Genomic DNA, 25,155 nt, shown 5'->3' with positions numbered 1-25,155 from the left:
CCGCCGCTCCGCGCCCGCCGGGCGGCGTCCGGTAAGATCGCAGGCGGGCCGGGCCTGCCCGCCCGTATCCCGTCCTTGCCCGGCGCTTCGCGCGCCGCCGTTCCCGTCCCGTTACACCGCCACCATGACTCAATCCGCTTTCGAACTCCCGTCCGACCTGCTCGCCTTCCTGCGCAGCCCGCTGGCTTCGGCCGCCGAGCGCGATACGCCCGATGTGTTCTTCGACCGGCCCGAGATCGGCCGCCTGTACGCGCAGGCTCAGGAGCCGGAACGGACGGAAGCGGTGCTGTCCGCCTGCGCCGCGCTGCTGCCGGAAGTGCATCCCAACCGCGCGTCGCTGCTGGCGCTGATGGCCGGCGCGCTGGTCGAGGACGGCGCCGACCCGGCCATCCTGTTTCCCGCCTGCCATGCCTTGCTGGATGTCTGGCTGCAGGAGCTGGAGCCGTACTGCGCCGAGGAAGTCGACGAGGACGACGACGAGGCCGAGCCCGAGGAAGTGCAGGCCTGGGCCGACGCGCAGGCGCGCATGAAGGCCGTGCCGCAGGAGCGCCGCTGGGAGGTCGAGACCTTGCAGCAGGCCGTGGAACTGCTGGTGCTGCCCATGATGGCGATGGTGCTGCGCGACGAGCGCAACCACCGGGCCTTCTTGGCGGACGATGCCTTGCAGGCGCGGATCTACCGCCTGAACCGCAATGGCAGCCTGCCGTTCGAGCAGCTGCATTACCTGTGGCTGGCCGCGAACATGAGCTACGAGGACGAGCTGGTGGTGGTGCTGCCTGCGTCGGGCACGGGCTTCGTGGCGCGGGCGCACGCGGTGAACAACGGTTTCCATGCCTTCACGCTGCTGCAGAACCTGATCCGCGAACACGGCCAGGCGCTGGGCGTGCGCCAGGCCATCGTGGACCGCGCGCCGCCGTCGGACGACAACGACAGCGACACGGCGGATTTCCTGTGGCTGCAGGCGCCGGCCTACGCGGGCGGCGAGCTGGTCAACGAGCTGGCCTGGTCCTGGGGCGAGGCGCCGCTGCGCGCCAATGCGCAAAAGCACGGCAAGCGCGTGCTGATCGGCCTGGACAAGGGCGACGCGTGCAGCCGCAGCTGGGCCGGCTTCCTGGGCGCCTGCCACGACGCGCAGAATCCGCACGTCGCCTTCAAGCGCTATCTGACGCCGGAGGAAGTGGCGTCGTACCTGCAATGAGCGGGCGCATGGCGGCATGGGCAACGGGGGCGCGCGGATGAGCGGCGTGCCCGATTCCATCGTCGCGCTGCTGCGCGAGGCCGGCTGGCAGGCGCCGCCCGGCGACGACGCGCGGGACCCGGCGGGCGAGCGCCTGCTGGCGTCGCTGGCAGGCCTGTCGATGGGCAAGACCGGCGCGGGCCGGGAGACCGCCGCCAGCGACGTGGCGTTCTACGAACGGCCCTGCGAGCCGGACGAGGACGAATCGCTGGAAGGCCTGCCCTGGCGCGGCCGCACCGGGCCGTTGCGCGCGGTGGCCGACGCGCATCACAACCACATGATCGTGCTGCTGGACGCCGCCGGCGCGGCCTATGTCTACACGGTGCCGGACGGCAAGCTCTATAGGCTGGGCGCGTCGCTGGGCGAGGCGCTGGAACGGCTGCTGCTGGGCCTGAACTACGGCCCGGGAATCGACGCGGACTGACGCGGACTGACGCGGCAAGGCGCGGCGCCGGGCCGCTGCCACGTCCGAACCGGCGGGCTCAGCCCTCGCCGCTGACTACGCCCGCGCGGACTGCCTCAGCCCGCGTCCTGCGCCATGTTCTCGCCCGTCGCGAACAGGTCCACCAGCGTGCGCCGCAGCCAGCGCTGGGCCGGCACGGTGTCGTTGCGCTGGTGCCAGAACAGCGTGATGGTGCGCGGCGGCGCGTGCATGGGCAGGGGCATGGCGCGCAGGTAGGGCGCATGCGGCGTCAGCGCGCCCAGGTGCAGCGGCAGCACGGCGATCAGGTCGGTGTGGCGCAGCATTTCATAGGCCACGTTGTAGTGGTTCACCAAGGCGGCCACGTCGCGCGACAGGCCGCGCGCCGACAGGTACATGTCGTAGGACGGCAGCGTCTGGCCGCCCAGGCTCACGTCCACGTGGCGCGCCGACAGGAAGGCGCGCGTGCTCAGGCGCTTCATGCTGGCCAGCGGGTGATCGTGGCGCATGAAACAGGCGTATTCCACCAGCCAGAGCGAGCGCGAGCGGATATGGCCCGGGTACTGCGCTTCGTTGACGTAGGCGCTGAGCACGCAGTCGGCGCGGTTGTCTTCCAGCTGTTCCGGGATTTCCAGCAGCGTGTTGGGCACGGCGCGCACGCGCGCCTGCGGCGCCGATTGCTCCAGCCGCCCGAACAGCGGCGGCAGCACGATGCCCGCGATGTAGTCGGACATCGACAGGCTGAATTCCATCGTGGCGCGGGCCGGGTCGAAGGCTTCGGCGTCGAGCGCGCCGCGCATGCGGTCCAGCGCCTCGCCCAGCTCGCTCCACAGCACGGCGGCGCGCTGGGTGGGAATGACGCCGTTGCCGGCGCGCACGAACAGCGGGTCGTCCAGGCTGTCGCGCAGCCGCGCCAGCGCATTGCTGACGGCGGGCTGGGTCATGCACAGCGCATTGGCCGCGCGCGTCACGCTGCCTTCGGTCATCAAGGCCTCGAAGACCTTCAGCAGGTTCAGGTCCAGCGTGCGGAAGCTCATGGCAAGTCATTCACATTGGTGATGTGGGGCATCATAACTATAAATTGGATAGATAGATTTGCGCATGCCTATCATGCGGTTCCTGGTCAAGAACAGTACGGCTGAAGCCGTCGATTGCAAGGGGAAATTCCGCATGTCCATGATCTCGGCGCGCATCGAGCGCCTGCCGTTCGCGCGCTTTCACAAACACCTGCTGCTGATGGGCGGCCTGGGCTATATGTTCGATGCCATGGACGCCGCCGTGCTGGCGTTCATCCTGCCCGTGCTGCGGGTGGAGTGGGGCCTGACCAGCGTGCAGATCGGGCTGCTGGGCAGCAGCACCTTCATCGGATTCTTCTTCGGCGCGCTGCTGGCCGGCACGCTGGGCGACCTGATCGGCCGGCGCGCGGTGATGATGTGGGCGCTGGCGTTGTACTGCGTGGCCTCGCTGGTCAGCGCCTGGGTCGACAGCTGGCCGCCGTTCTTCGCCGCGCGGGTGATCGCCGGCATGGGCACGGGCGCGGAAAGCGCCATCATCGCGCCCTATCTGGCGGAGTTCGTGGCGCGGCGCTTTCGCGGCAGCTTCACCGGCGCGCTGGCGGGTTTCTTCTCGTTCGGTTTCGTGGCCGCGGCGCTGCTGGGCTATTTCATCGTGCCGGCGCATGCCAGCGGCTGGCGCATCGTGCTGGTGATCACGGCGCTGCCGGTGGTGATGCTGCTGTGGTGGCGCCGCGCGCTGCCGGAATCGCCGCGCTGGCTGGAGAGCCGTGGCCGGACCGCCGAGGCCGAGGCCGTGCTGGACCGCATCGAGGCCGATTTCAGGCGGCGCGGCGCCACGCTGGCCGAGCCCCGGCCCGAGCCCGAGGCGCCGCCGCGCGGCGCGGTCAGCCCCTGGTCCAATTTCGCGCTGCTGCTGCAGGGCCGGCAGACGCGCATCACGCTGATGACCTGGATCATGTGGCTGTCGATCACCTTCAGCTACTACTCGTTCTTCGTGTGGATCCCGGGCCTGCTGGTCGAGAGCGGCATGAGCATGACCAAGAGCTTCGGCTATTCGCTGGCGATCTACTGCGCGCAGGTGCCGGGCTATTTCAGCGCGGCCTGGTTCAACGAGAAGATCGGCCGCCAGGCCACCATCGCCAGCTACATGCTGCTGGGCGGCGCGGGCGCGCTGGGGCTGGCGCTGGCCAAGACGGACGGCCAGATCATGCTGGCCGGCATCATCATGTCCTTCTTCATGAACGGCACCTACGCCGGCGTCTATGCCTACACCGCCGAGGTCTTTCCGACGGCGGTGCGCACCACCGGCGCGGGGCTGGCCTCGGCCATCGGCCGGCTGGGCGCCATCGCCTCGCCCGTGCTGGTGGGTTATCTGTATCCGAACTTCGGCTTCCTGGGCGTGTTCGGCACCACCACGGTGACGCTGGTGCTGGGCGCGCTGGTGGTGCTGGTGATGGGCGTGCCCACGCGCGGCCGCTCGCTGGAAGCCATCGCGGCGGGAGAGGCGAAATGAGCGGCGCGCGCCCCTTCCGTCCCGCCGTGGCGGTGCCGGCCTTGAACGCCGTGGCGCGCGCCCATGAGGCGCCATCCCAGCCGCAGGCCGTGTTCGCCGCTGTGGACCACGCGCTGGCCGGCGAGATCGGCCACCGGCTGTTCACCATCCTGTCCTACGACCCGGGCAGCGGCGTGGCCACGCGACTGTATTCGAACCTGCCCGACGCCTATCCCGCAGGCGGCAGCAAGACCGTGATGCAGGGGCCGTGGACCGACACGGTGCTGGCGCGCGGCGAGTGCTACATCGGCTACACGTCGGACGACCTGCGCAGCGTCTTCGCCGACCATGCGCTGATCGCCTCGCTGGACTGCCAGAGCGTGCTGAACGTGCCGATACGCTGGCGCGGACGCACCTGGGGATCGCTCAACCTGCTGCACGCCGAGCGCTGGTACGGTCCGGACGACGCCATCGCCTGCCGGCCCTATGCGCAGCTGGTGCTGCCGGCGCTGTGCTGCGCCTGAGCGCGGAGCCTTCGTACATCCATGGGCCGGGCTGATACGTCCGGTCCTTCACTTGCCAATATCGGGAGCATCATGGAAAGCACATTGTTCAAGAACGCCGCGCTGCTGGATCCCGCCCGGCCCGAGCTGCTGGAGGGCCACGACGTGCTGGTCGAGAACGGCCTGGTCAAGGAAGTCTCGGACCGGCCGCTGTCGGCCGCGTCGGCGCGCGTCATCGACCTGAAGGGCAAGACGCTGATGCCGGGCCTGATCGACCTGCACGTGCATGTGATCGCGGTGCAGCTGAACCTGCCGCAGCAGATGGCCATGCCCAACGTGTTGGTGACGTTCCGCTCGGCGCCGATCCTGCGTGACATGCTGCGCCGGGGCTACACCACCGTGCGCGACGCCGGTGGCGCCGGCCATGCCTTCAAGGTGGCGGTGGAGCAGGGCCTGGTGCAGGGGCCGCGCCTGTTCGTTTCGGGCCGGGCGCTGAGCCAGACCGGCGGCCACGGCGATGGCCGTCCGCGCAGCGACTTCATGCCCGGCGAGTCGCCTTGTCCCTGCTGCGTGCGGGTGGGCGCGCTGGCGCGCGTGGCCGACGGCGTGGACGAGGTGCGCCGCGCGGTTCGCCAGGAGCTGCAAATGGGCGCGGACCAGATCAAGATCATGGCGTCCGGCGGCGTGGCCTCGCCCACCGATCCCGTCGGCGCCTGGGGCTATTCCGAGGACGAGATCCGCGCCATCGTCGCCGAGGCGCACGCCCGCCAGACCTATGTGCTGGCCCACGCCTACACCGCAGAGGCGATCTCGCGCGCGGTGCGCTGCGGCGTGCGCACCATCGAGCACGGCAACCTGGTCGACGCCGAGGCGGCGCGGCTGATGGCCGAGCAGGGCGCCTATGTGGTGCCCACGCTGATCACCTACGAGGCCCTGGCCAACGAGGGCGCGGACCTGGGCCTGCCGGCCGACAGCGTGGCCAAGGTGGCGCAGGTGCGCAACGCCGGCCTGCACTCGCTGGAGATCTATCGCGACGCCGGCGTGCCGATGGGCTTTGGCACCGACCTGCTGGGCCCGTCGCACCGCCTGCAAAGCGAGGAATTCCGCCTGCGCGCCGAGGTGCTGGGCGCGCCGGCCGTGATCGCCAGCGCCACGCAGGTGGGCGCGCGGGTGCTGGGCATGGAGGGCAAGCTGGGCGTCATCGCGCCGGGCGCCTGCGCCGACATGCTGGTGGTGGACGGCAATCCGCTGCGCGACGTGTCCTGCCTGCTGGGGCAGGGCGAGCACATCCCGCTGGTGATGCAGAACGGCAAGGTGCAGTTCGACGAGCTGGCCGCCTGAGCGGACGGCGAGGGGCGGCGGCCTGGCGTGCTGTTTCCCGGGTGCGTGCGCATCCGCGGGACAGCACGCTAGGGCTTGGCGCCGTCGCTCGCGGGCCTGACCGCCGCCCGCCACAGGTCCAGGAAATGGCGCTTCTTGAGCGTGTCCTGGTACACCAGCAGGCCCACGCCCAGGCCCAGCGGCCGCACGCCGGCGGCCGGCACCACCGAATCGCCCACCGGCCGCATGCCGGAAGCCTGCGCGATCATGTGCTGGCCGCGCGGCGACAGCAGGTAGTCCAGGAACATCGCGCCCAGGTCCGGGCGCGGCGCCTGGCGCGGGATCAGCGCGGCGCGCGACAGCATCAGCGTGTAGTCGCGCGGGTAGATGACGGCCAGCGGCGCGCCGCGTTCGATGCGGTGGCGGGTATAGGACTCCAGCACGTTGTAGGCCAGCATGGCGTCGCCGCGCTCCAGCATGTCCAGCGCGTCGTCCGACGACGCATACAGCGCCGCGCCGTTCTGGCCCAGCGCCGCCAGCAGCGCCGGCGCCATGCTGTCCAGGCGCGTGTCCTGGGTGGCGGCCAGGTAGCCGATGGCGCTGGCGCCGACGTCATAGGTCGACACGGCGCCGGCCAGCGGCCGGTCGGGCGCCTGCAGCAGCGACAGCAGCGCGCGGCGGGTGCGCGGCGCGCGCGCCGCGTCCAGCCTGCGCGTGTCGTAGACCATGACGATGGGATCGGTGCCGGTGCTGAAAACCTCGTCGCGCCAGTTGGCCCAGGCGGGCAGGGCGCGGGTCTCGGGCGAGTCATGGGGCAGCGCGTAGCCGTCGTTGGCCAGCTTGGTCTGCAGATCCATGGCGCTGCTGATGACCAGGTCCGGGCCGGATTTTTCGCTTGCCGCGTCGCGACGCCGCGCGACGATGCCGTCGTACAGCGCTTGGGTGGGCAGTTCGGTGTATTCCAGGCGCAGGGCCGGATGGATGCGGTGGAAGTCCTCCAGCACGCCACGGAACACGGGCAGGCTGTTGGACGCATGCACCACCAGCACGTTGACGGATCCGTCCGGGCCCAGCGCGAGCGTATTGGAAGGGTCGGCCTGGGCCTGGGCCCGCGCCGGCGGGGCCAGGGGCAGCGCCAAAGTCTGGGCCAGCGGCAGCAGCAGCGGCAGAAACAGCGCGCGCGCCAGCCGGCGCAGGAAGGGGTCAGCTTTCATGGGGCAGCGCCGGCAGCAGGATGACGGCGTCCAGCCCGCCGCCCACGCGGTTGCTCAGTCGCAGCTCGCCGTGGTGGCTGTCGACCGCGCGGCGCACGATGGACAGGCCCAGGCCGGCGCCGGCCGAGCGCGGATTGGGGCCGCGCACGAAGCGCTCGAAGGCGGCATGGGCCAGGGCCGGCGGGATACCCGGTCCCTGGTCGGACACGGTGACGCGCCAGCGCGCGCCGTCGCGTTCCAGCCGCACATCGATATGGCCGTCGGGCGCGGCGCCGTGGCGCAGCGCGTTGTCGATCAGGTTTTTGAAGGCCTCGCGCAGCATCAGGCTGTCGCCCAGGGCCGGCGCGGGCGCGCCGTCGGCCGGCAGGGCCAGGCGCACGTCGGGCGCGGGCTCGGCCTGCGGCACCGAGTCGTACACGGCCTGGTCCAGCAGCTCGGCCAGGTCCAGCGGCTGGAACTGCCGCACATTGCTGCGGTGGATCACGCTGGCGTCGCTGAGCAGCTGGTTGACCAGCCGCGACAGTTTCTCGGCGTTGCGCAGCACGGCCAGCAGGCTGCGGCGCTGTTCGGCCGGATCTTCCTCGTCCAGCGCCACTTCCATCTGCGCGTGCAGCGCGGCCAGCGGCGTGCGCAGCTGGTGCGCGGCCTCGGCGATGAACAGGCGCAGCGTGTCCAGGTTTTCCGCCAGCCGCGCCATGAAGCCGTCCAGCGTATGCACCAGGGTGTCCAGCTCTTCGGGCACCGGCGCCTTGATGGGCTGCAGGTCGGACGCCCCGCGCGCGGCCAGCTCGCGCTCGATGCGGCGGATCGGCGCCAGCGAACGGCGCAGGCCCCACCAGGCCAGCGCCAGCGCGGCGGCGGTGAAGCCCAGCAGCGCCAGCGTGCCGCGCCACAGCACTCGCGCGGCCAGGGCATCGCGCGCCTCGCTCGTCTGGCCGACCAGGACGCGCGCGCTGCGCGTGCCGGCGGGTCCGGCGATCTTGCGTTCCATCCAGGCGAAGCGCACCGGCTGGTCCTGGTAACGGGCCTCGAACAGCTGAGAGGAGGCCGCGTCGTCGGACGCGTTATCCGAAGGGGGGGCGGGCAGGTCGGGATAGCCGGACACCAGCGCGCCGTCGCCGGCCCGCACCTGGTAGAACACGCGGTCGCGCGGCGCCTGCTCCAGCAGGGCCAGCGCGGCATAGGGCATGTCCATGCGCCATTCGTCGTCGACCAGTCGCAGGCTGTCGGCGATGGACAGCGCCGAGGCGCGCAGCAGCTGGTCGTAGGCGGTGTCGGCGGTCTGCTGCGCATAGCCGCGCACCATCAGGTAGAGCCCGCCCACGCCGGCGATGAACAGCGCCAGCAGCATGGCCAGCAGCCGGCGGCGGATCGAGATGCGGCCGGCGCCGGCATCGGGCCGCGGCGCGCCGGCCGCCTTAGCCGCCGGCTGGCGCGTCGTGCTTGCCGTCATCGCTGCACGTCAGGATGTAGCCGGTGCCGCGCCGCGTCTCGATGCGCAGCGGCGAGCCTTCGAGCTTGCGCCGCAGCCGGGCGATGTAGACCTCGATGGCGTTGGGCGCCGCGTCGTCGTCGAAAGCGAACAGCTTGTTGGCGATCTCGTCCTTGCTGACGGCGCGGTTCATGCCGGCCAGCAGGATCTCCAGCAGGCTGTATTCGCGCTTGGGCAGCTCGATGCGCTGGCCGGCCAGCGTGAGCAGGCGCGCGGCGCTGTCGATGACCAGATCGCCGAAACGCTGCACGCCGGCGGCCTGCGCGCTGGGCCGGCGCAACAGGGCGCGGCAGCGCGCCTCCAGTTCGCGGAAGTCGAAGGGCTTGGCCAGGTAGTCGTCGGCGCCGGTGTCGAGCGCGTGGACGCGGTCCTCGATGTCGATGCGGGCGGTCAGCGCCAGCACCGGGATCTTGCTGCCCCGGTTGCGCAGGCGATGCAGGATGTCGAAGCCCGACATGCGCGGCAGGCCGATATCCAGGATCACCAGGTCGAAGCTTTCGTATTGCAGCACGCCGTCGGCGCTCAGGCCGTCGTTCTGCCAGTCGACCGCATGGCCGAGCCGGCGCAGCCGGCGCACGATGGCGTCGGCCAAGTCTTCGTCGTCTTCGATCACCAGGATGCGCATGCGGCCAATTTTCGCATAGTGGATGGTCTGCCCACGCTGCGCGCTTCAAGGGCGCTTGCTGCCCCCCGAGGGGGCTGCCCCTCCTTGGGGCGGCCCGGCGCAGGGGCGTGCCGCTTCCTCCACCGCGCCTGCTTCGCAAGAAACGACAGGTTCCAGACAGCTTTAATTCCTAGCCTTGCGGTCCTGTCCGTATCCCCTTGCCGGGGCGGCTACGAATAACAACGATCCGTGGAGATACCCCCATGCTTCTGACCCTGCTTGGCTTCGGCATGGTGATCACGTTCATGACGCTGATCATGACCAAGCGACTGTCGCCCCTGGTGGCGCTGATCCTGGTGCCCATCCTGTTCGCGCTGATGGGCGGCTTCGGCGCCGGCATCGACAAGATGATGCTGGACGGCATCCGCAAGATCGCGCCCACGGGCGTGATGCTGATGTTCGCCATCCTGTACTTCGGCGTGATGATCGACGCCGGCCTGTTCGATCCCATCGTCGGCCGCATCCTGCGCGCGGTGAAGGGTGATCCGCTGAAGATCGTGGTGGGCACCACCGTGCTGGCGCTGGTGATCTCGCTGGACGGCGACGGCTCGACCACCTACATGATCGTGGTGGCGTCGATGCTGCCGCTGTACCGCCGCCTTAAGATGAATCCGCTGTCCATGACCTGTCTGACCATGCTGGCCAGCGGCATCATGAACCTGACGCCCTGGGGCGGCCCGACCGCGCGCGCCGCCAGCGCGCTGCATGTGGACGCCGGCGACATCTTCGTGCCGCTGGTGCCGGTGATGGGCGTGGCCATCGTGGCGCTGCTGGCGCTGGCCTTCGCGCTGGGCCTGAAGGAGCGCCGCCGCCTGGGCGTGCTGTCGCTGCCGGACGGCGCCACGCTGCACGCGGGCTACGACGAGGACGGCCCCAAGAACCTGCCCGAGATCGAGGTCGACCAGGACCTGCGCCGCCCGCGCCTGCTGTGGGTCAATGCCGGCCTGACGCTGGCGCTGATGGTCAGCCTGGTCATGGGCGTGCTGCCGCTGCCGGTGCTGTTCATGATCGCCTTCGCCATCGCGCTGATCATCAACTACCCGGACCTGGCCGAGCAGCGCCGCCGCGTGGCGCAGCACGCGGGCAACGTGCTGTCGGTGGTGTCGCTGATCTTCGCGGCCGGCATCTTCACCGGCATCCTGTCGGGCACCGGCATGGTCGAGGCCATGTCGCGCAGCCTGCTGGCCGTGATCCCGGACGCCATGGGCCCGTACCTGGCCGGCATCACCGCGCTGGTCAGCCTGCCCTTCACCTTCTTCATGTCCAACGACGCGTTCTATTTCGGCGTGCTGCCGATCCTGAGCGAGGCGGCGCAGGGCTACGGCATCAGCGCCGTGGAAATGGCGCGCGCCTCGCTGATCGGCCAGCCGGTGCACCTGCTGAGCCCGCTGGTGCCGTCCACCTATCTGCTGGTCGGCCTGGCCGGCGTGGAGTTCGGCGACCATCAGCGCTACGCGCTCAAGTGGGCCACGATGATCTGCCTGGTGATGCTGGCGGCGGCGCTGGCGTTCGGCTTGTTTCCCCTGGTCGGCAGCGTCGGCTGAGCCGGCGCGCCCTTGAAATAGGAGTTTCCATGGCTTTGCGCATTGCTTACGTCACCAGCGGCATGGGCCATACCGGCACCGCCATCTGCCAGGCGCTGCATCGCGCCGGCCACCGCGTGGTGGCCGGCTGCGGGCCGAAATCGTCCCGCAAGGATCATTGGCTGAAGGCGCAGAAGGCGCTGGGCTATGACTTCACCGCGTCCGAGGGCGACGCCACCGACTGGGAATCGACCCGCGCGGCCTTCGCGCGCGTGCGCGGCGAGGTCGGCGAGATCGACGTGCTGGTCAATAACGCCGGCGCCATGCTGGACATGCGGTTGCGGCAGATGGGCTATGCCGAGTGGTCGGCGGTGCTGCGCAGCAACCTGGACACGCTGTTCAATACCACCAAGCAGGTGGTCGACGGCATGGCCGACCGGGGCTGGGGCCGCATCATCAACATCGGTTCGGTGGCGGCCGAGAAAGGCCAGATCGGGCAGGTCAACTACGCCACGGCCAAGGGCGCGGCCATCGGCTTCACGCGTTCGCTGGCGCAGGAAGTCGCGGCGCGCGGCGTGACCGTCAACCTGGTGTCGCCCGGCTTCATCGCCGACGACACGGTCAAGGCCTTTCCGCCGGCGCTGCTGGACCGCATCGTGGAAAGCGTGCCGGTCGGCCGCCTGGGCACGCCGCAGGACCTGGCGGGGCTGTGCGCCTGGCTGGCCTCGGACGAGGCGGCCTTCGTGACGGGCGCGAACTATGCCATCAACGGCGGCGTGTACATGAGCTGAGGCGAGGGCGCTTGCCGCGCCCGCCGGCCCTAGCTGTTCAGGGCCGGGCTGCCGTGGCGCTGCAGGAAGTCCGGGATGGACGAGGGCGTGCGCTTGCTGCCCTCCAGCCATTCCACGCGCCACTCGGTCAGGCGTTCGCCGGTGTGGTGCTCGTAGCGGCCGGGCTCCGGCTCGTTGATGCATTCGTCCTGGCGCACCAGCACCAGCGGTTGCTCGGCTCCGGCCGTCTCGCGCGAGTAGGCGCTGGCTTCCTCGAAGGTGGCGAAGGCGCAGTAGTAGTCGTCGCCGTCGTAGAGATCCTCGCCGCCGTCGTGCGGGTGCACCCAGACGCGGTATTCCAGCACGGCGTCGTAGAAATAGCCGCCGCCGGACTTGGTCTGGGCGGGATATTCGCCGATCAGGTCGGCATCGACGGCGATGGGGAAGGCGGAGCGGAGAGAGGCGGGCATGGCAGAGGATTCCGGGCGCTGCTGGCGCTATGGGGGGATTGTAGGAAGCCTGACGGCCCGGGGCGCCCGCCGCGCCCCAGGTTTCCATTTCAGACGGTCACAAAGCCAAGCGGATCAAGGGTAAACCCTTAATAACCAAAAACCGCTTCAGCCCCGGTGCACCGAGACCCCGCCATCGACCAGCAGCGCCGTGCCGGTGGTGAAGCTGGACGCGTCCGACGCCAGGTACAGCGCCGAACGCGCGATCTCGGCGGGCGTGGCCAGGCGTTTGAGCGCGTGCAGGTTCTCGACGTAGGCGCGGGCCTCGGGCGAGGCCATGGCATCGCGCCCCATCGGCGTGTCGGTGCCGCCGGGCAGCAGCGCGTTCGCGCGGATGCCGCGCGCGCCGTATTCCGAGGCGATGACCTGGGTCAGGCCGATCAGGCCGGCCTTGCTGGCCGCATAGGCGCCCATGCCGGGAAACCCCGCCGTGTAGCCGACGAAGGTGGACGTGAAGATCAGCGAGCCGCCGCCGCGCGCCAGCATGGCGGGAATCTGGTGGCGCGCGCCGAGGTAGGCGCTGGTCAGGTTGGCCTGCAGCACGTCCTGCCATTCCTGCGGTTCGATCTCGTGCAGCGGCCGCGACGGGCCCATGGCGCCGGCGTTGTTGAAGGCGATGTCCAGTCCGCCGAAGCGCTCCACGGCCGCGGCGACGGCATCGCGCGCCAGCGCCTCGTCGCGCACGTCGCCGGCCAGGGCCAGCGCCCGGCCGCCTGCGGCCTCGATGGCGGCGGCCAGCCTGTCCAGCTCGGCCGCGCGGCGCGCCACCAGCACCACGCTGGCGCCTTCGCGCGCATAGAGCTTCGCCGTTTCCAGCCCGATGCCGGAACTGGCGCCGGTGACGATGGCGACCTTGCCGGCCAGTTGTCCTGTTGCTTGCATGCCCGATCTCCTGTGGTTGCGGGGTCAGGCCGCCAAGGTAGGCGAGGCGTCGGGGCGCGGCTATCCGTTTATTGCCGCGCCCCGGCTGCTTGCTACAGGCCGAAGGCCTTGCGCTCCTCGGCGCTCAGCCGGGCCAGCTGCGTGGCGTCCAGCGGACCGTCGCCCACCACCTGCACGGCGCCGTCGCGCCGATACGCCGCCTGGCGCTCGGGCGAGGGGGCCGCCGCGCCCGGGCTGGATGCCACGCCCGCCGTGGGCTCGTCGCCAAAGCCCAGGATCTGCACGCTGATGATCGAGGGCTGGTTCTGGCGCGCCTGGTTCTGCGCGCGCTGCGCCGAGTCCTGGGCGGCGCCGACGGCCGAGCTGGCGGCGGCGCTGGCGGACGACAGCGCGCCGGTGTTGACCGAGGCGGCCACCGGCACGCCGACGCTTTCGCCCTGCGTCTTGATGTTGGCGGCGTTGAGCACCTGCTGGGCATGGATGTTGATGTTGCCCGACACGCGGATGCCGGCCTCGCCCGCGTCGATGGTGCCCAGCGGCGCGTACAGGTCCACGTCGCCGGCCGGCACTTCCGCGATCGGCGCCAGCGTGGCGATGCCGGCGCCGGTGGCGGGCGCCGCCGGCGACAGCGCCACGTTGCCGATGCTGTCGTAGCGGCGGGTCGGCGGGGTGTAGACCACGGTCGTCTTGGAGCCGCGACCGGCGTTGATGTCGCCCTGCGCCGACCAGGCCAGGATGCCGCCGCCAAAGGTCGTCATGACGCGGCTCTGGCCCAGCAGGATGCTGTCGCGCGCATAGAACTGGATGTCGCCGCTGCCCTGGGTCAGCACGCCCGCCGTGGCCGGCGGGACCGCGCCTTCCACGCCGTAGACCTGCGCGCCGCCGGGCGTCAGCACCTGGATGTCGCCGCCGGCGCGCGTCTGCACGCCCGCGCCGCCATACATGGTGATGCCGCCGGCATAGTCGGCGCCGGCCTCGCGCGCCGGGAAGAGCGCGGCGATGGCCTGGCGGCCGCGCAGGAAGCTGCCCAGGCGCGGGCTGGACTTGGCGTTGTACTCGCGGCCGCCGGCGCGCAGCTCGGCGAAGTAGACCTGGCGCGCGAACACGCGCTGCTGTTCGGGCGGCAGCGCGTCGAAGTAGGCGCGCGCGTCGCCGGTATTGCCGGCGAAGCCGTAGACCTGCGTCAGCCACAGCAGCAGTTCGTGTTCGTAGGTCTTGAACGGCAGGCCCTGGTCGGTCAGCGGCCGCGACGGATCGGCGACGCGGGACGGGTCCAGGTAGCGGCGCAGGAAGCCGGCGTAGTCGGCGCCCTGCGCGCCCAGGCCAGCCTGCATGGCGATGCCGGCGCCCGGGCGGGTGTCGCCCGGCACCACCGGCCCCACGCTCAGCACGGCGGCCTGGTCCAGCATCTGGATGTTGCGGCCGGCGCTGATTTCCAGCGTGCCGGGCCCGGCCACGGTGAAGCTGCCGGCGATGATGTCGCGGCCGGCGCGCACCAGCGAGACGTCGCTCGCCTGGTCGTGGATGAACAGGTTGTTGGTGTAGCTGTAGCTGAACGGGAAGGGGCTCGACTCCAACGGTCCCAAGGGGCTGCCGCTGCCGACGATGTCGCGTCCGGCCAGCATGCGCACGGGGCCCGCGCCCAGGTGCCACTGCCTGCCGCTCAGGTTTTCCGGCGGGCCGAAGCGCAGCAGGCGGCCGCTGCTGACGCCGACCAGGTCGCCGTCCATCGCGTAGAAGCGCGACGCCGCCCAGGGGCCGGCGGCGGCGGCTGCCGGCGAACCGAAGGCGAACAGCACGCGCTCGCCGTAGGAGCCATCCCGCGACAGCGTATTGGGACCCCAGATGGCGGAGTTGAAAATGCCGTTCTTCACCATGCCGACGAAGGCGGGGCGGTAGGGCGAGGCCAGCGTGTCCAGCGATGCGCCGCTGCGCATGAGCGGCGCGTTGCCGCCGTAGATCGAATCGCCCGCCAGCAGGTCCAGGCGGCCGGCGGGGCCGGGCGCCAGCAGCACGGGGGTCTTGTAGTAGATGCTGCCGTTGGCGGCCACGGCCGACAACTGCGACGGGTAGGTCACGACGCTGTCGTTCAGCGTCGTCACCGGCATGATGGGCGTCAGGTTGCCGCCGGCCGAGAACAGGTCGATGGCGGTGTTCGCGGTCCACAGCGAGAACCAGGTATTGGCGCCGTACGCGCCCGGCGTGCCATTGGCCTGGACATAAGGCATGGACAGCGGCATGGGGGCGCGGCCCGGATCGTCGGCCTTCTCGATGGCCAGGTCGCCCAGGCTGCGCAGCCGGAAGGCGCTGTCGCCGGCGTACAGGGCGATGCCGCCGCTGGTGACGACGTCGGCCGCGCGGAACAGGTCCAGGGCGCGGGTGTCGCGCGCCGCCTTCACGCCGTACAGCGGATCGAGCCTGCCGAAGGACGCGGCCTGCAACGAGGTCTGGCCGCGCAGGTTGGTGACCGAGCCGCTGGACTCGTAGGGCGTGGGCAGGGCCGGGTTCAGGGCGCCGCTCACGCGCAGCTCGATGTCGCCGCCGCCGGTCAGCGCCAGGCGGCCGTCGGCCTGCATGCGGCCGGTGCTGCCCACCGCCAGCACCAGGGCCTGGCTGCGCGGATTGATCTGGCGCAGGCCGTCGCTGACCAGGCGGGGTTGCTGCCGGCCGGCATCGCCGCCCACGTCCATGCTCAGGTTACCGCCGCCCAGCGTGCCGAAGCCGGTGAAGCCGCGCAATTCGTCGGTGGGCTGGTTGATGTCGCCGGCCACGTAAGTGCCGAAGTTGATCCACCAGGCGGTGGGCTGCGCCTGGCCTATGGCCGCCGAGCCGGATCCCTGGCGCCAGAGCCAGTTGCCCGGCGTGTCGCTGTTGTAGCCGATGGTGGATGTCACCGGCCGGCCATAGGACGCCGGGGAGGCGAGCATCACGTCGCCGATCAGGTTGGCGCCGGCGCGCACGGTCAGGTTGCCGCCGCCGTCCGGATACCAGGCGCGGTAGACGCTTTGCGCGCCGCCGTTGACGTAGGGCTCGAAGCCCTGGCTGGGATCGTTCGTCACTGTGCCGGCCAGGCCCCTCAGGCGCGGCTGGTTGTACGGGTCGCCGGCCTGGGTGGCGGCCGACGAGGCGCCGGCGGTGTAGACGCCGTACAGCGAATGCATGCGCAGGTCGCCGCCGGCCAGCAGGTCCAGGTCGCCGGTGCCGGTGCGCAGCACGCTGAAGCGCGCGGTCGCGGGAGCCGCCAGATAATCCTTGGGCTCCTTGGCGCTGCAGTAGGCGGGCACGTCCTGGCACAGCGACCCGGCTGATGGATAGCCGAAGTTGTCCTTGATGAACTGCTCGTCGATCACCGTGCCGGCCAGCCAGGGCATGCCGATGTCGTCGGCGCCCTGCTGGGTCCACAGGAAATTGCCGGGCGCGTCGAAGCCGTACATGCCGTAGTGGTTGTCGGCCAGCACCAGGTTGCCGCGCTTGACGCCATATTGCGTGGCGCGCGTGTCGGCGCCGTCCAGGTCGGCGCCGCCGACCAGGCGCATCGACCAGGACTGCGAGCCTTCCGGCAGCATGGGCGCCACGGCCCAGACCTTGCCCTGCGCGTCGTTGACGACCGGACGCAGGTCCACGTATTGCACGCCGGGATTGAGCTTGACGTTGGCGCCGGACGGAATCAGCGCGCCGCGCGGCAGGATGACGTTGCGCGCCAGCGTCAGCAGGTTGGAGCCATAGGGGACGTTCGGCAGGTTGGGCAGCGCGATGCCGGCGGGCCATTCGGTCGTGGTCAGGAAGGTCATGGCCGTGATGCGCCAGCCGGCGGCCAGTTTCGTGCCCGCCGCCAGCGTGCGAGGCTGCGTCAGCACGGTGCCGGCGGCCAGCGCCACGCTGCCGTCCGCGTTGAACACGGCGGCCGACAGGATGGCGCCGGCCGGCAGCGTCAGCGGCTGGGCCAGGGCCGCCGTCACGGGCAGCACGGCGCCGGGTTCCAGCGTGAAGCTCGACAGCGTCACGCCGTAGTTCAGCACCACGCCGCCGGGGATCTGCGTGCCGGCGGCCAGCTCCACGCCGGCGTGCGGCGTGACCATGTCGCCGCCGGTGTAGTCCACGCCCGGCAGCAGGCGCCAGCCCTTGGCGTCCTGCTTCACGTCGGGGGGCGGCGCGAAGCCGTCGTTGATGCTGCCGTGGATCTGCAGGTCGCCGCCGGCGCGGATCACCAGGTTGCCGACTTCGCCCGAGCCGTAGACGCCGGTCAGCGGGGTGTGCGGGTTGAGGCTGGCGTAGCGGTAGCGGGACAGGTCCAGGTCGCCCTGCACCACCAGGTCGCCGTCGGGCGTGGCGCTGCGGATCTCGATGCCGGGGCGCAGGTGCAACGCGTCGGCATAGGGGCGCAGGCCGGCCAGCTTGCCGTTGATCAGGTTGGCGTTGGCCAGCGCCTGGGTGATGAAGGCGCGGCTGTCGTCGTGCAGGCGGTCCAGGTAGTCCTGGTCGATGATCTGATAGGGCTTGCCGCCGGCAGTGGTTTCGGTGCCGGGGGTGGCGCTGCGGTCCACCCACACGCCGTTGACGGCGATGCTGCGCGCGCCTCGGATGTCCAGCGGGCCGCGCGCCTCGATGTCGATGTCGCCGCCGCGCGCGCCGTTCAGGCGCGGCGCGTTCAGTTCCAGCGTGCCGCGCGGCTTGCCGTCCTGGCGCGGGTCGTCGCTGCCGGCGCGCAGGTCGATGCGCGCGCCGCCGTCCAGGCGCAGCGTGCCCTGGCCGGCATTGAGTTCGACGATGGCGCGATTGGGCGCGTCGATGATCTGGCCGTAGCTGTCGACGCGCAGCGTGGCGCCGTGCGCGTCCAGCACGGCGTTGGACGCCAGGCGCAGGCCGTCGCGCGCCGACAGGCGGATGCTGCCCACGCTGACGCCGCTGGCGTCGATGCGGCCGGCCACCGTGAGGCTGCCGCCGTCGACCGAGATATTGACTTCGCGGGCGCGGACTTCGTCGCCGATGGTCAGGTCGCCGCGCTTGATCTGGAAGCTGCGCGCGCCGTAGACCGAGCCCGCGTTCAGGCGCTGGTTCAGCGCGGTGAAATCCAGCTGCTGGGCGCGGATGTCGACGGCGCCCTGGGCATACGGCACGCGCGAGCCGCCGGTCTCGTAGTCGCCCGAGGCGCTGCCCAGGATGCGGCCTTGCAGGTCGACGCGGCCCGCGCCGGGATCCAGCGCGATGGCCGTCAGGCGGCCGGCGCGGTTGTAGCTGGCAGAAAGGTCGATGACGCTGCCGGCGGCCTGGGTGATGTCGCCGTGGCGGCTTTCCAGGATGGCTTCGCCGCCCCAGCTGTACTTGGTCAGTTCCTCGAACGGCACGGGCCGGCCCGCCAGGTCCAGCTGCGCCTGGCCGGTCAGGACCAGCGCGCCGTCGGCGCGCAGCGCCGCCTTGCCCGAAGGCAGGGCGATGCGGCCGTCGATGTTGAGCCGGCCCGCGTCCAGTCCAAGCTCCGCGCCCAGGCCGCGTATGGCGCCGGCCTGCGCGCCGGCGGGCATGGCCAGGTTGATCGCGTCGCCGGCCTTGATCCGGTTGACCGAGCCGGCCTCGCCCGTGAGCAGCGGCGTGAACAGGTTCAGCGTGCCGCCGCTGTATTGCCAGCCGCCGATGCTGTCGTAGGCGCCGCGCGCCTGGTACACGTTCAGGCTGCCGCGATGGTTGGCGGTGATGCGGTCGCTGGCGCGCAGGTTGACCTTGGCGAAACCCAGCGTCAGGCGCGCCTGGTCCAGGCCGCCGACGGGCTGGGTGTACGGGCCGTAACCGAACTCGATGCGTTCGGCCTCGATGTTCAGCGACCCCTGGCCGGTGCCGGCGCCGTTATTGACCACGCCGGCCGGCGTGCCGACCGCGCCGTTCCAGATCAGGTTGCCGGCGCGGATGGTGGCCGTATCGCCGGCCTGGCCGTAGCCGTAGATGGCCGGCGCGGTCAGCGCCAGCGTCTGCAGGCGCGACTTGCCGGTGGCCGGATCCAGCGTGTCCAGCATGACATTGTTGAAGAAGTTGAAGGAATCGCTGACGGCCAGCGTCAGCATTTCCAGCGCCGGCGCGCCGTGCTGCCGGTCGCCCGCCATCAGGCGGTCGAGCAGCGTCTGGTTCAGCATCAGCCCGCTGGACAGGCCGCCGCGCGCGGCCGCGTCGGCCAGCGCCTGCTCGCTGCCGGCATTGACGCTGCCGACCGCCAGCGTCAGGTAGCGCGCGCCGTAGCGGGCGGCGTTGTCCAGTTCGAAGGCCTTGTTGGTGGCGAAGGCGATCGTGCCTTCCGAATAGAGCTGCGCCTCGCCCGCGCAGGCGGCGGGACCGCAGGCGCCGATGCGGATGGCGCCCGCGCCGACGGGCGGTTGGTCGGCATCGGGCGGCAGCAGGTTGATCCAGCCGTTGGACACCGCCACCACGCTGGCGGGGCCGGGCCTGTAGGTGAAGCCGGTCGACGAGTCGAAGCCCGGCGCGCCGCGTCCCACGGTGTTGATGGACGCGCCGCGTTCGATGACGATGCTGCCCGAGGGCACGCCGGCGACCAGGAAGACCTCGGCGCCCGTCAGCTGGGCGCCCGCGCGCAGCGCGATGCTCTGGAAGTGGGTGGTGCCGTAGCCGAAGTAGACAATGTTGCCGATGTTCCGGTAGTCCACGGCCGGCGTGGCGCCCACCATCAGGCGCGGCGCGCCCAGGCGGTTGAGCTGGGCCGAGTCCAGCGAGAGGCCGTTGAATCCGGCGCTGCGGCCGGCGCCGGGCGCGGTGATTTCCAACGCGTCCTGCCAGCTGTTCATGGAAGCGACCGCGAGCGTGCCGCTGTAGCCGCCTTGGGCGGCCGAGAAATCGGCCCGGCCGGCGAAGCTGAAGGACTCGCCCGGCGCGTCCTTGGCCAGCAGCAGGCGCAGCGTGCGGGCATCGGCCGGCGCCAGCGCGCGCGGCTGTCCACGGCGCGCCGCGTCGGCCGCCACGAAGGCGGCGTAGTTCATTTCGTTGTACTGCGAGTACTGGCGCAGCACCTGGCCCGAGGTGATCAGCAACTGGCGCGGCACGGCGTCGGCGATGCCGGCCGAGGCATTGCCCAGGCGGCCGGCGATGGCCCAGGAACCGTTGCGCAGCCGCAGCGCGCCGGCGGCGTCCAGGCCGGGCGTCGCGCCGTTGATCTCGACGCGGAAGGCGCCGGGCATCAGGGCGTAGGTGGACGGCATCAGCGTGTAGGTGCCGGCCGGCAAGCCCGGCACGCCGGCGCCGATGGTGACCTGCTGGCCGATCTGCGGCTGGCTCTGGCCCGCGTCCGGCGCGGTCGGCGCGGCCATGGGCTGCGCGCCCGGCACCAGCGCGTAGACGGGATTGGTGGACAGGCCGGGCAGGGTGAAGCCGCCTTGCGGATGGGTCTGCACCAGCGGATTGAAGCGCGCGTCGGTGGAGCCGCCGCGGCCCGAGATGAAACCCGCGCCCAGCAGCTGTCCGCCGCCGGACAGGTCCACCAGCGCGTTGTCGCCGACCTGCACGGCCTGGCCGGCGAGCTGCAGGCCCACGGACAGGCTGCCATGGTATTCCCCGCCGCCCTGGCCGGTCAGGCGCACGTCCTGCCCCAGCCATTGATAGCCGACGCCGTCCACGGTGCCGCCATAGGGCATCGTCAGGCCGCGTCCGCTGACGGAGGTGACGCTGCCGGGCAGCAGCGTCACGCGCGAGGTGAGGCCGTTGGTGGTCGCCTCGCCGATCTCCAGCAGGCCGAGCGGCGCGCGCAGCACGCCGCCCTGTTCGATGATGTCGGCCGAGAGCCGCAACGTGCCGAAGGCGCTGTAGGGCGTGTCCGGCACCTGCTCGGTGGCGCGCCGGATCACGAGGCGGCTGCCGGCCTCGAAACCCGGTTGGCCGTCGCGCTTGCCGCCCACGCCCGCCACCACGCGCACGATGGCGCCGGTCTCGGGGTAGATCTGGGCGGCGGTCAGCGTCAGGTCGCCGGGCGTGGCGAACTGCGTGGTGAGGACGGCGTTCGAGTCCCGGTTCAGCGCGCCCAGGCCGCCCAGGATGCGGATGTCGCCGCGGCTGACCAGTTCGGCCATGGGGAAGCCCAGGCCGGTGTAGCGCGTCGGTCCCGAGGCCGGATGCGTGATGGTCAGGGGGCCGAGCATGACGTTGTCGCGCAGGTCGATCAGGCCGGCTTCGGCGCGCAGCACGGATTCACTGACGCGATTGCTGGTGGTTGGCGCGGGCAGCGGCCGCTGGTAGCCTTCGCGGCTGGTGCCGTCGGTGGCGCCGGCCAGCATGATGTAGGGCGCGGCCAGCCGAACGCGCGCCGTCGGCGCGGCATCGGGCGTCATGGCGAGGGTCCGGCTGAACAGGCGCAGGCTCTGGCCCAGGTTCAGCGTGACGTCGCCGGCGAAGCTGAGCAGGCCGTTGGACAGCAGGTCCAGCGCGCCGAAGCCGCCTTGCTCCAGCTGGTCGGCGCCCAGCGTGGCGTGGCCGTAGGCCAGCTTGTCGGCGGCCGTGGCGGGATTGTCCAGCGCGGCAGGCAAGCTCGCCGTCGCCTTGTCCGACAGCACGAAGTCGCGCGGCGCCTTGACCCGGTCCTGGATCGCACTGCTCTTGTATTCCGGCGTGTCCAGCCCCAGCGCCAGGCGGCCGCCGGCCGCGCCGGCGCCGCCCGAACGCGCGATCATCTGTCCGTCCAGGTACAGGCCGTTGGCCGAGCTGATGGCGATCAGGCCGCCGGCGCTGGCGGCGGCCACCGGCGCGCCGTTGGCCAGCAGACTGGCGGAGGCGCCGGACGCGTCCAGCCGGCTGCCCGGCCGCAGCACGATGAACAGGTCCGGCGCGGCCACGTTGCCCTTGGCGACGTTGACGACGCCGCCCAGCGTGATGCTGCCGCCGTCCTGCAGCAGGCCGTAGGACTGGCCCTTGAGGTTGACCGCCGTGGCCGCGCGCGCGGCCACATCCAGCACGGCGTGGTCGCCGACCCAGAGCGAGCGGCCGGAGCCGGTCGCCATCGTCTCGTCCATGGTCGTGTCGCGCAGCGCGGTCACCGCGATGCGGCCCGACCAGGCCTGCAGCGTGCCGTTCAGCGTGACCTGGCCGACGCCGGCCACGTTGATGCGCTGGCCCGGGTCGACGGCCACCAGCGAACCTTCCGCCAGCGTCAGGCCGACGCGGGACAGCTCGTTCTGCGCGGTCTGCAGCGTGCCGCTCTGCAGGGTCAGGCTGGCGCCCTTGCGCTGCGTCAGCACGCTCTTGACCGCGTCTTCCTGGTAGAGCGGCGGCGTCCAGGCCTGCAGGGCCCGCGTCTTGTCCGTCGCGGCGGCGGCGTCCGGCGCCAGGCGCAGCAGCGGCATCGAGACGCGCAGCTGCGCGCCTTCGACGACTTCCAGGCCACGCGTGCCGATCAGTTCGTATTGCGAGAAGCCCTGCGCGAAGTCGCTGTCCGCCAGCACCGACACGCCGGCGGGCACGGCCTGGCCGCGCTGCTCGGCGCGCACCACACGGATCTGGTTGGCCTGCAGGGTCAGCTTGCCGCCGCCGTCCACGCCGCGCGCGGCCAGCGCGCCGTCCAGCGCCAGCACGCCGGGCGACCCGGCCGAGCCGGCCTCCAGCAGCAGATCGCCGCCCCGGCCGGCCAGGGCCTTGCCGCCGCTCTGGATGGCGGCCCCGCCGCTCACGTCCACCAGGCTGCCCTGGCCGAGCGCGATGCTGCCGCTGCTGCGCAGCGCCACCTGTCCGCCGTTGCGGCGCGCCAGGCCGGGCGAGGCGGCGGGATCGAGCGCGGCATTGGTCCACAGGCCGCTGACATCGAGCGTGGCGCCCGCCGCCAGCGTGACGCCGGCGGGCTTGCCGGTCGCGGGCCGGACGAGGACGTCCTCGATCGCGCCTCGGTCATTGACCTGCTTGAGCACGTTGCCGGCCTGGATGCGGCCGCCCTGCGCGGCGATGCCGGCCTGGATGTCGACCTGCGGCGCGTACAGCAGCACGCCGGCGCCGGGGGCGAACCCCAGCGCCTGTTCGACGGCGATCCTTTCCTTGGCGGCCACGGTCAGCTGACCCGGATTGACCGCGTTCAGCCAGGCGGCGTCCAGGCGTATCTCGCCGTCGGCGGCCGGACCGCCGCCGATGGATACCTTGCCGGCCAGCGCGGCCAGGGCCCAGTTCACCTGGCCGCTGTCGGCGTCATAGCGCGGCAGATAGCTGCCGACGATCAGGCGGCCGCGGCGCGCCACGGTCGTCTGCGACTGCAGATAGCCGTCCATGTCCCATTGCGGCGCGTCGGTCTGGCGCGGGCCCTGGTAGACCTCGCCGGTGACGCCGCCGTCCAGCCGGGCCTGCCCGGTCGAGACGATCAGGGCGCCGGCGTCGCGGCCGACGGTGTAGCCGTTCTCGAACCGCGTCCGGGGGCCGATCAAGGGGTTGTAGAAGACCCGCGTGGCCTTGTCGCCCCAGCGCTGGTGCACCTGCTCGAAGCCCTTGTACAGGCCGGTGTAGAGCAGGTCGCCGGGCGCGCGCGACACGTCGTAGAGGCGGCCGTCGGCGCCGCGCAGCCAGCTCTGGCGGATGTACCCGTCCTGCACGTCCAGCGTGCCGCCGGACAGGTTGATGTCCGAGCCGGCGCGGGTGACCAGCGCGCCGCCGGTGAAGGTGGCGGTGCCGCCCTGGGCCAGCCATTCGCTTGCCGTGCGCCCGCTGGTGGCCAGGTAGCCGCCCACTTCCAGCAGGCCGCCGCCGGTGTACCAGCGCTCGCCGGCATAGCCGTTGGCGCCGCCGGGGACCTTGACCAGCGTGCGCCGGTCGATCCAGATCTCGCTGTTGTTGAGCAGCTTGCTGTCCCGGTTGACCGGCGCATCGCGCTGTTCATTGCCCTGGACGTCGATCTTCAGGTTGTTCGATTCCATGGCCAGGCGCACGCCGATGGCGCCCGCCACGTCCAGCCGCGCGCCGGCGTCGAGCAGGGTCTGCCTGCGCGCCGACACGGCGATCTGGCCGCCGGTGGCCAGCGTGGTCGAGCCGTCCAGGAACGAGGCCAGGTTGCCGCTCACCACTTCGATGCGCGGCAGGTCCGGGCGGTCGGCCACCGTGCTCAGATTGTCGAAGACGCCGGCCGTGTTGTTGTTGGCGATGCCGTCCAGCGTCTTGAGCGCGGCGGTACGCTGGCCCTCCAGGCCGGTCACGGCGGACGGCTCCAGCAGCACGGCGGTGACGCTGCCCGCGCCCAGCGTCACGCTGCCGCTGGCGTCGCTGGCGCGGTTCAGCAGGTGGATGGCGCCGCGCGCGCCGATGTCGGTGCTGGCGACCAGCACGCCGTCCTGCCGGATCTGATGGCCGGTCAGCGTGATGTCGCCGGTGGTGGCGCTGATCAGGCCGCTGTTGCGCACCAGGCCCGCCGTGCTGGCGGGCTTGAGTGTGGCGCTGACTTCATTGCCGGCCGTGGTGGACTTGAGGTTGCCGTCGGTGCCGTAGCCCTTGCGGATGTAGAAGTCGTCGCCCGCCGCCAGCGCGGTCTGGCCGCCGGGCGTGGCGATGGCGCCGGCGTTGTGGACCTCGCGGCCCAGCAGCAGTACGTAGCCGCCGCCCTTGGTCGCGGTGGTGGACGCGGCGGTGTCGATGCGCGCGCCGGCCTGCACCTGTATCTGCCCCAGCGCGTCCTTGAAGGTGGGCAGCGTGCCGTTGGCATCGGTATAGATGCCCTTGTCGCGGAACTGCTGGTCGGTGATGGTGGCGGCGGCGGCCACCAGGTTGCGCGCGTTGACCTGGCTGGTGCCGGTGAAGATCACGCCGTTCTGGTTGACCACCAGCACGGTGCCGTCGGCCTTGATCGCGCCGTGGATCTCGCTGGGTTTCGCGGACGCGCCCACCACGCGGTTCAGCGCCGCGTCGGACGCGTTCTGCTTGAATTGCAGTGTGGTGTTGCGGCCGACGTTGAAGCTGTCCCAGTTCAGGATGGCGCGCGACTGCGTCTGCTCGATGGTCACGACCTGGCGGCCATCGACCGCGCTCTTCTGCGGCGCCTTGGCGCCTTCCCATTTGGCCTGCGCGCCCTCGGCCGCCCACAGGCCGCCCGGCGTCAGTCCGTCCGGCACGCCGGCGCCATTGGCGGCCGCCGCCGCGCGCGCGGCGGCCTGCGCAGCCT

At 71.5% G+C, this 25,155-nt stretch carries 14 protein-coding genes; 7 read left to right on the top strand and 7 right to left on the bottom strand.

What is annotated here, in order from left to right; translation table 11 throughout:
- The first annotated feature begins 124 nt into the window (after positions 1–124).
- The gene (locus tag AC6LJ9_RS25400; protein ID WP_498149676.1) at positions 125–1,198 is read left to right on the top strand and encodes a hypothetical protein; all 1,074 of its coding nucleotides are present in this window, start codon (positions 125–127) and stop codon (positions 1,196–1,198) included.
- 46 nt (positions 1,199–1,244) lie between these two features.
- Positions 1,245–1,661 (top strand): hypothetical protein, encoded by a 417-nt coding sequence (locus AC6LJ9_RS25395; protein WP_498149675.1) that lies wholly within the window; start codon positions 1,245–1,247, stop codon positions 1,659–1,661.
- 95 nt (positions 1,662–1,756) lie between these two features.
- On the opposite strand, the gene AC6LJ9_RS25390 is transcribed toward AC6LJ9_RS25395, so the two are convergent.
- Positions 1,757–2,695 carry a LysR family transcriptional regulator gene (locus AC6LJ9_RS25390; protein ID WP_498149674.1) on the bottom strand — a complete coding sequence of 313 codons (939 nt, stop codon included), beginning with the start codon at positions 2,693–2,695 and terminating at the stop codon, positions 1,757–1,759.
- A 133-nt stretch (positions 2,696–2,828) separates the two neighbouring features.
- Between AC6LJ9_RS25390 and AC6LJ9_RS25385 the strand changes: the two genes are divergently transcribed.
- From AC6LJ9_RS25385 to AC6LJ9_RS25375, 3 genes are all read left to right on the top strand, one after another.
- Entirely contained in the window at positions 2,829–4,187 is a 1,359-nt protein-coding gene (locus AC6LJ9_RS25385; protein ID WP_498149673.1) for an MFS transporter, read from the top strand.
- Positions 4,184–4,690 carry a GAF domain-containing protein gene (locus AC6LJ9_RS25380; protein WP_498149672.1) on the top strand — a complete coding sequence of 169 codons (507 nt, stop codon included), beginning with the start codon at positions 4,184–4,186 and terminating at the stop codon, positions 4,688–4,690. The genes AC6LJ9_RS25385 and AC6LJ9_RS25380 overlap by 4 nt, the downstream gene beginning before the upstream one ends.
- Positions 4,691–4,762: 72 nt before the next feature.
- The gene (locus AC6LJ9_RS25375) at positions 4,763–6,010 is read left to right on the top strand and encodes a metal-dependent hydrolase family protein (RefSeq protein ID WP_498149671.1); all 1,248 of its coding nucleotides are present in this window, start codon (positions 4,763–4,765) and stop codon (positions 6,008–6,010) included.
- A 68-nt stretch (positions 6,011–6,078) separates the two neighbouring features.
- On the opposite strand, the gene AC6LJ9_RS25370 is transcribed toward AC6LJ9_RS25375, so the two are convergent.
- The 3 genes from AC6LJ9_RS25370 to AC6LJ9_RS25360 all read right to left on the bottom strand — a co-directional run bounded on the left by AC6LJ9_RS25370 (position 6,079) and on the right by AC6LJ9_RS25360 (position 9,320).
- Entirely contained in the window at positions 6,079–7,203 is a 1,125-nt protein-coding gene (locus tag AC6LJ9_RS25370; RefSeq protein WP_498149670.1) for an ABC transporter substrate-binding protein, read from the bottom strand.
- Complete coding sequence (locus AC6LJ9_RS25365; protein WP_498149677.1) at positions 7,193–8,554, bottom strand: sensor histidine kinase N-terminal domain-containing protein; 1,362 nt, start codon at positions 8,552–8,554, stop codon at positions 7,193–7,195. Before AC6LJ9_RS25365 ends, AC6LJ9_RS25370 begins: the two co-directional genes overlap by 11 nt.
- A 67-nt stretch (positions 8,555–8,621) precedes the next feature.
- Positions 8,622–9,320, bottom strand: coding sequence for a response regulator (locus tag AC6LJ9_RS25360; protein WP_498149669.1), 699 nt, complete (start codon positions 9,318–9,320; stop codon positions 8,622–8,624).
- 242 nt (positions 9,321–9,562) lie between these two features.
- On the opposite strand from AC6LJ9_RS25360, the gene AC6LJ9_RS25355 reads away from it, so the two are divergent.
- Positions 9,563–10,903 carry a CitMHS family transporter gene (locus AC6LJ9_RS25355; RefSeq protein WP_498149668.1) on the top strand — a complete coding sequence of 447 codons (1,341 nt, stop codon included), beginning with the start codon at positions 9,563–9,565 and terminating at the stop codon, positions 10,901–10,903.
- Between the two features lie 29 nt (positions 10,904–10,932).
- The gene (gene phbB, locus AC6LJ9_RS25350) at positions 10,933–11,673 is read left to right on the top strand and encodes an acetoacetyl-CoA reductase (protein ID WP_103273015.1); all 741 of its coding nucleotides are present in this window, start codon (positions 10,933–10,935) and stop codon (positions 11,671–11,673) included.
- A gap of 29 nt (positions 11,674–11,702) precedes the next feature.
- Here phbB and AC6LJ9_RS25345 read toward each other — a convergent pair whose 3' ends face one another.
- The 3 genes from AC6LJ9_RS25345 to AC6LJ9_RS25335 form a co-directional block, all read right to left on the bottom strand.
- Positions 11,703–12,122, bottom strand: coding sequence for a GCN5 family acetyltransferase (locus tag AC6LJ9_RS25345; RefSeq protein WP_498149667.1), 420 nt, complete (start codon positions 12,120–12,122; stop codon positions 11,703–11,705).
- Positions 12,123–12,269: 147 nt separating this feature from the next.
- Positions 12,270–13,043 (bottom strand): SDR family oxidoreductase, encoded by a 774-nt coding sequence (locus tag AC6LJ9_RS25340; RefSeq protein ID WP_498149666.1) that lies wholly within the window; start codon positions 13,041–13,043, stop codon positions 12,270–12,272.
- A gap of 92 nt (positions 13,044–13,135) precedes the next feature.
- Positions 13,136–25,105, bottom strand: a complete 11,970-nt coding sequence (locus tag AC6LJ9_RS25335; protein WP_498149665.1) for a filamentous hemagglutinin family protein — start codon at positions 25,103–25,105, stop codon at positions 13,136–13,138.
- Between the last annotated feature and the right edge of the window lie 50 nt (positions 25,106–25,155).

Source organism: Achromobacter sp. 1011811831, from assembly GCF_059760905.1.
The sequence above is the reverse complement of the archived record's forward strand: the minus strand, read 5'-3'. Positions and strand labels throughout refer to the sequence as shown.

Coding starts and splice junctions, on each gene's coding strand:
- AC6LJ9_RS25360 (WP_498149669.1), bottom strand. CDS start 9,320: ATGCGCATCCTGGTGATCGAAGACGACGAAGACTTGGCCGACGCCATC.
- AC6LJ9_RS25370 (WP_498149670.1), bottom strand. CDS start 7,203: ATGAAAGCTGACCCCTTCCTGCGCCGGCTGGCGCGCGCGCTGTTTCTG.
- AC6LJ9_RS25385 (WP_498149673.1), top strand. CDS start 2,829: ATGTCCATGATCTCGGCGCGCATCGAGCGCCTGCCGTTCGCGCGCTTT.
- AC6LJ9_RS25365 (WP_498149677.1), bottom strand. CDS start 8,554: ATGCTGCTGGCGCTGTTCATCGCCGGCGTGGGCGGGCTCTACCTGATG.
- phbB (WP_103273015.1), top strand. CDS start 10,933: ATGGCTTTGCGCATTGCTTACGTCACCAGCGGCATGGGCCATACCGGC.
- AC6LJ9_RS25400 (WP_498149676.1), top strand. CDS start 125: ATGACTCAATCCGCTTTCGAACTCCCGTCCGACCTGCTCGCCTTCCTG.
- AC6LJ9_RS25340 (WP_498149666.1), bottom strand. CDS start 13,043: ATGCAAGCAACAGGACAACTGGCCGGCAAGGTCGCCATCGTCACCGGC.
- AC6LJ9_RS25345 (WP_498149667.1), bottom strand. CDS start 12,122: ATGCCCGCCTCTCTCCGCTCCGCCTTCCCCATCGCCGTCGATGCCGAC.
- AC6LJ9_RS25355 (WP_498149668.1), top strand. CDS start 9,563: ATGCTTCTGACCCTGCTTGGCTTCGGCATGGTGATCACGTTCATGACG.
- AC6LJ9_RS25380 (WP_498149672.1), top strand. CDS start 4,184: ATGAGCGGCGCGCGCCCCTTCCGTCCCGCCGTGGCGGTGCCGGCCTTG.
- AC6LJ9_RS25390 (WP_498149674.1), bottom strand. CDS start 2,695: ATGAGCTTCCGCACGCTGGACCTGAACCTGCTGAAGGTCTTCGAGGCC.
- AC6LJ9_RS25375 (WP_498149671.1), top strand. CDS start 4,763: ATGGAAAGCACATTGTTCAAGAACGCCGCGCTGCTGGATCCCGCCCGG.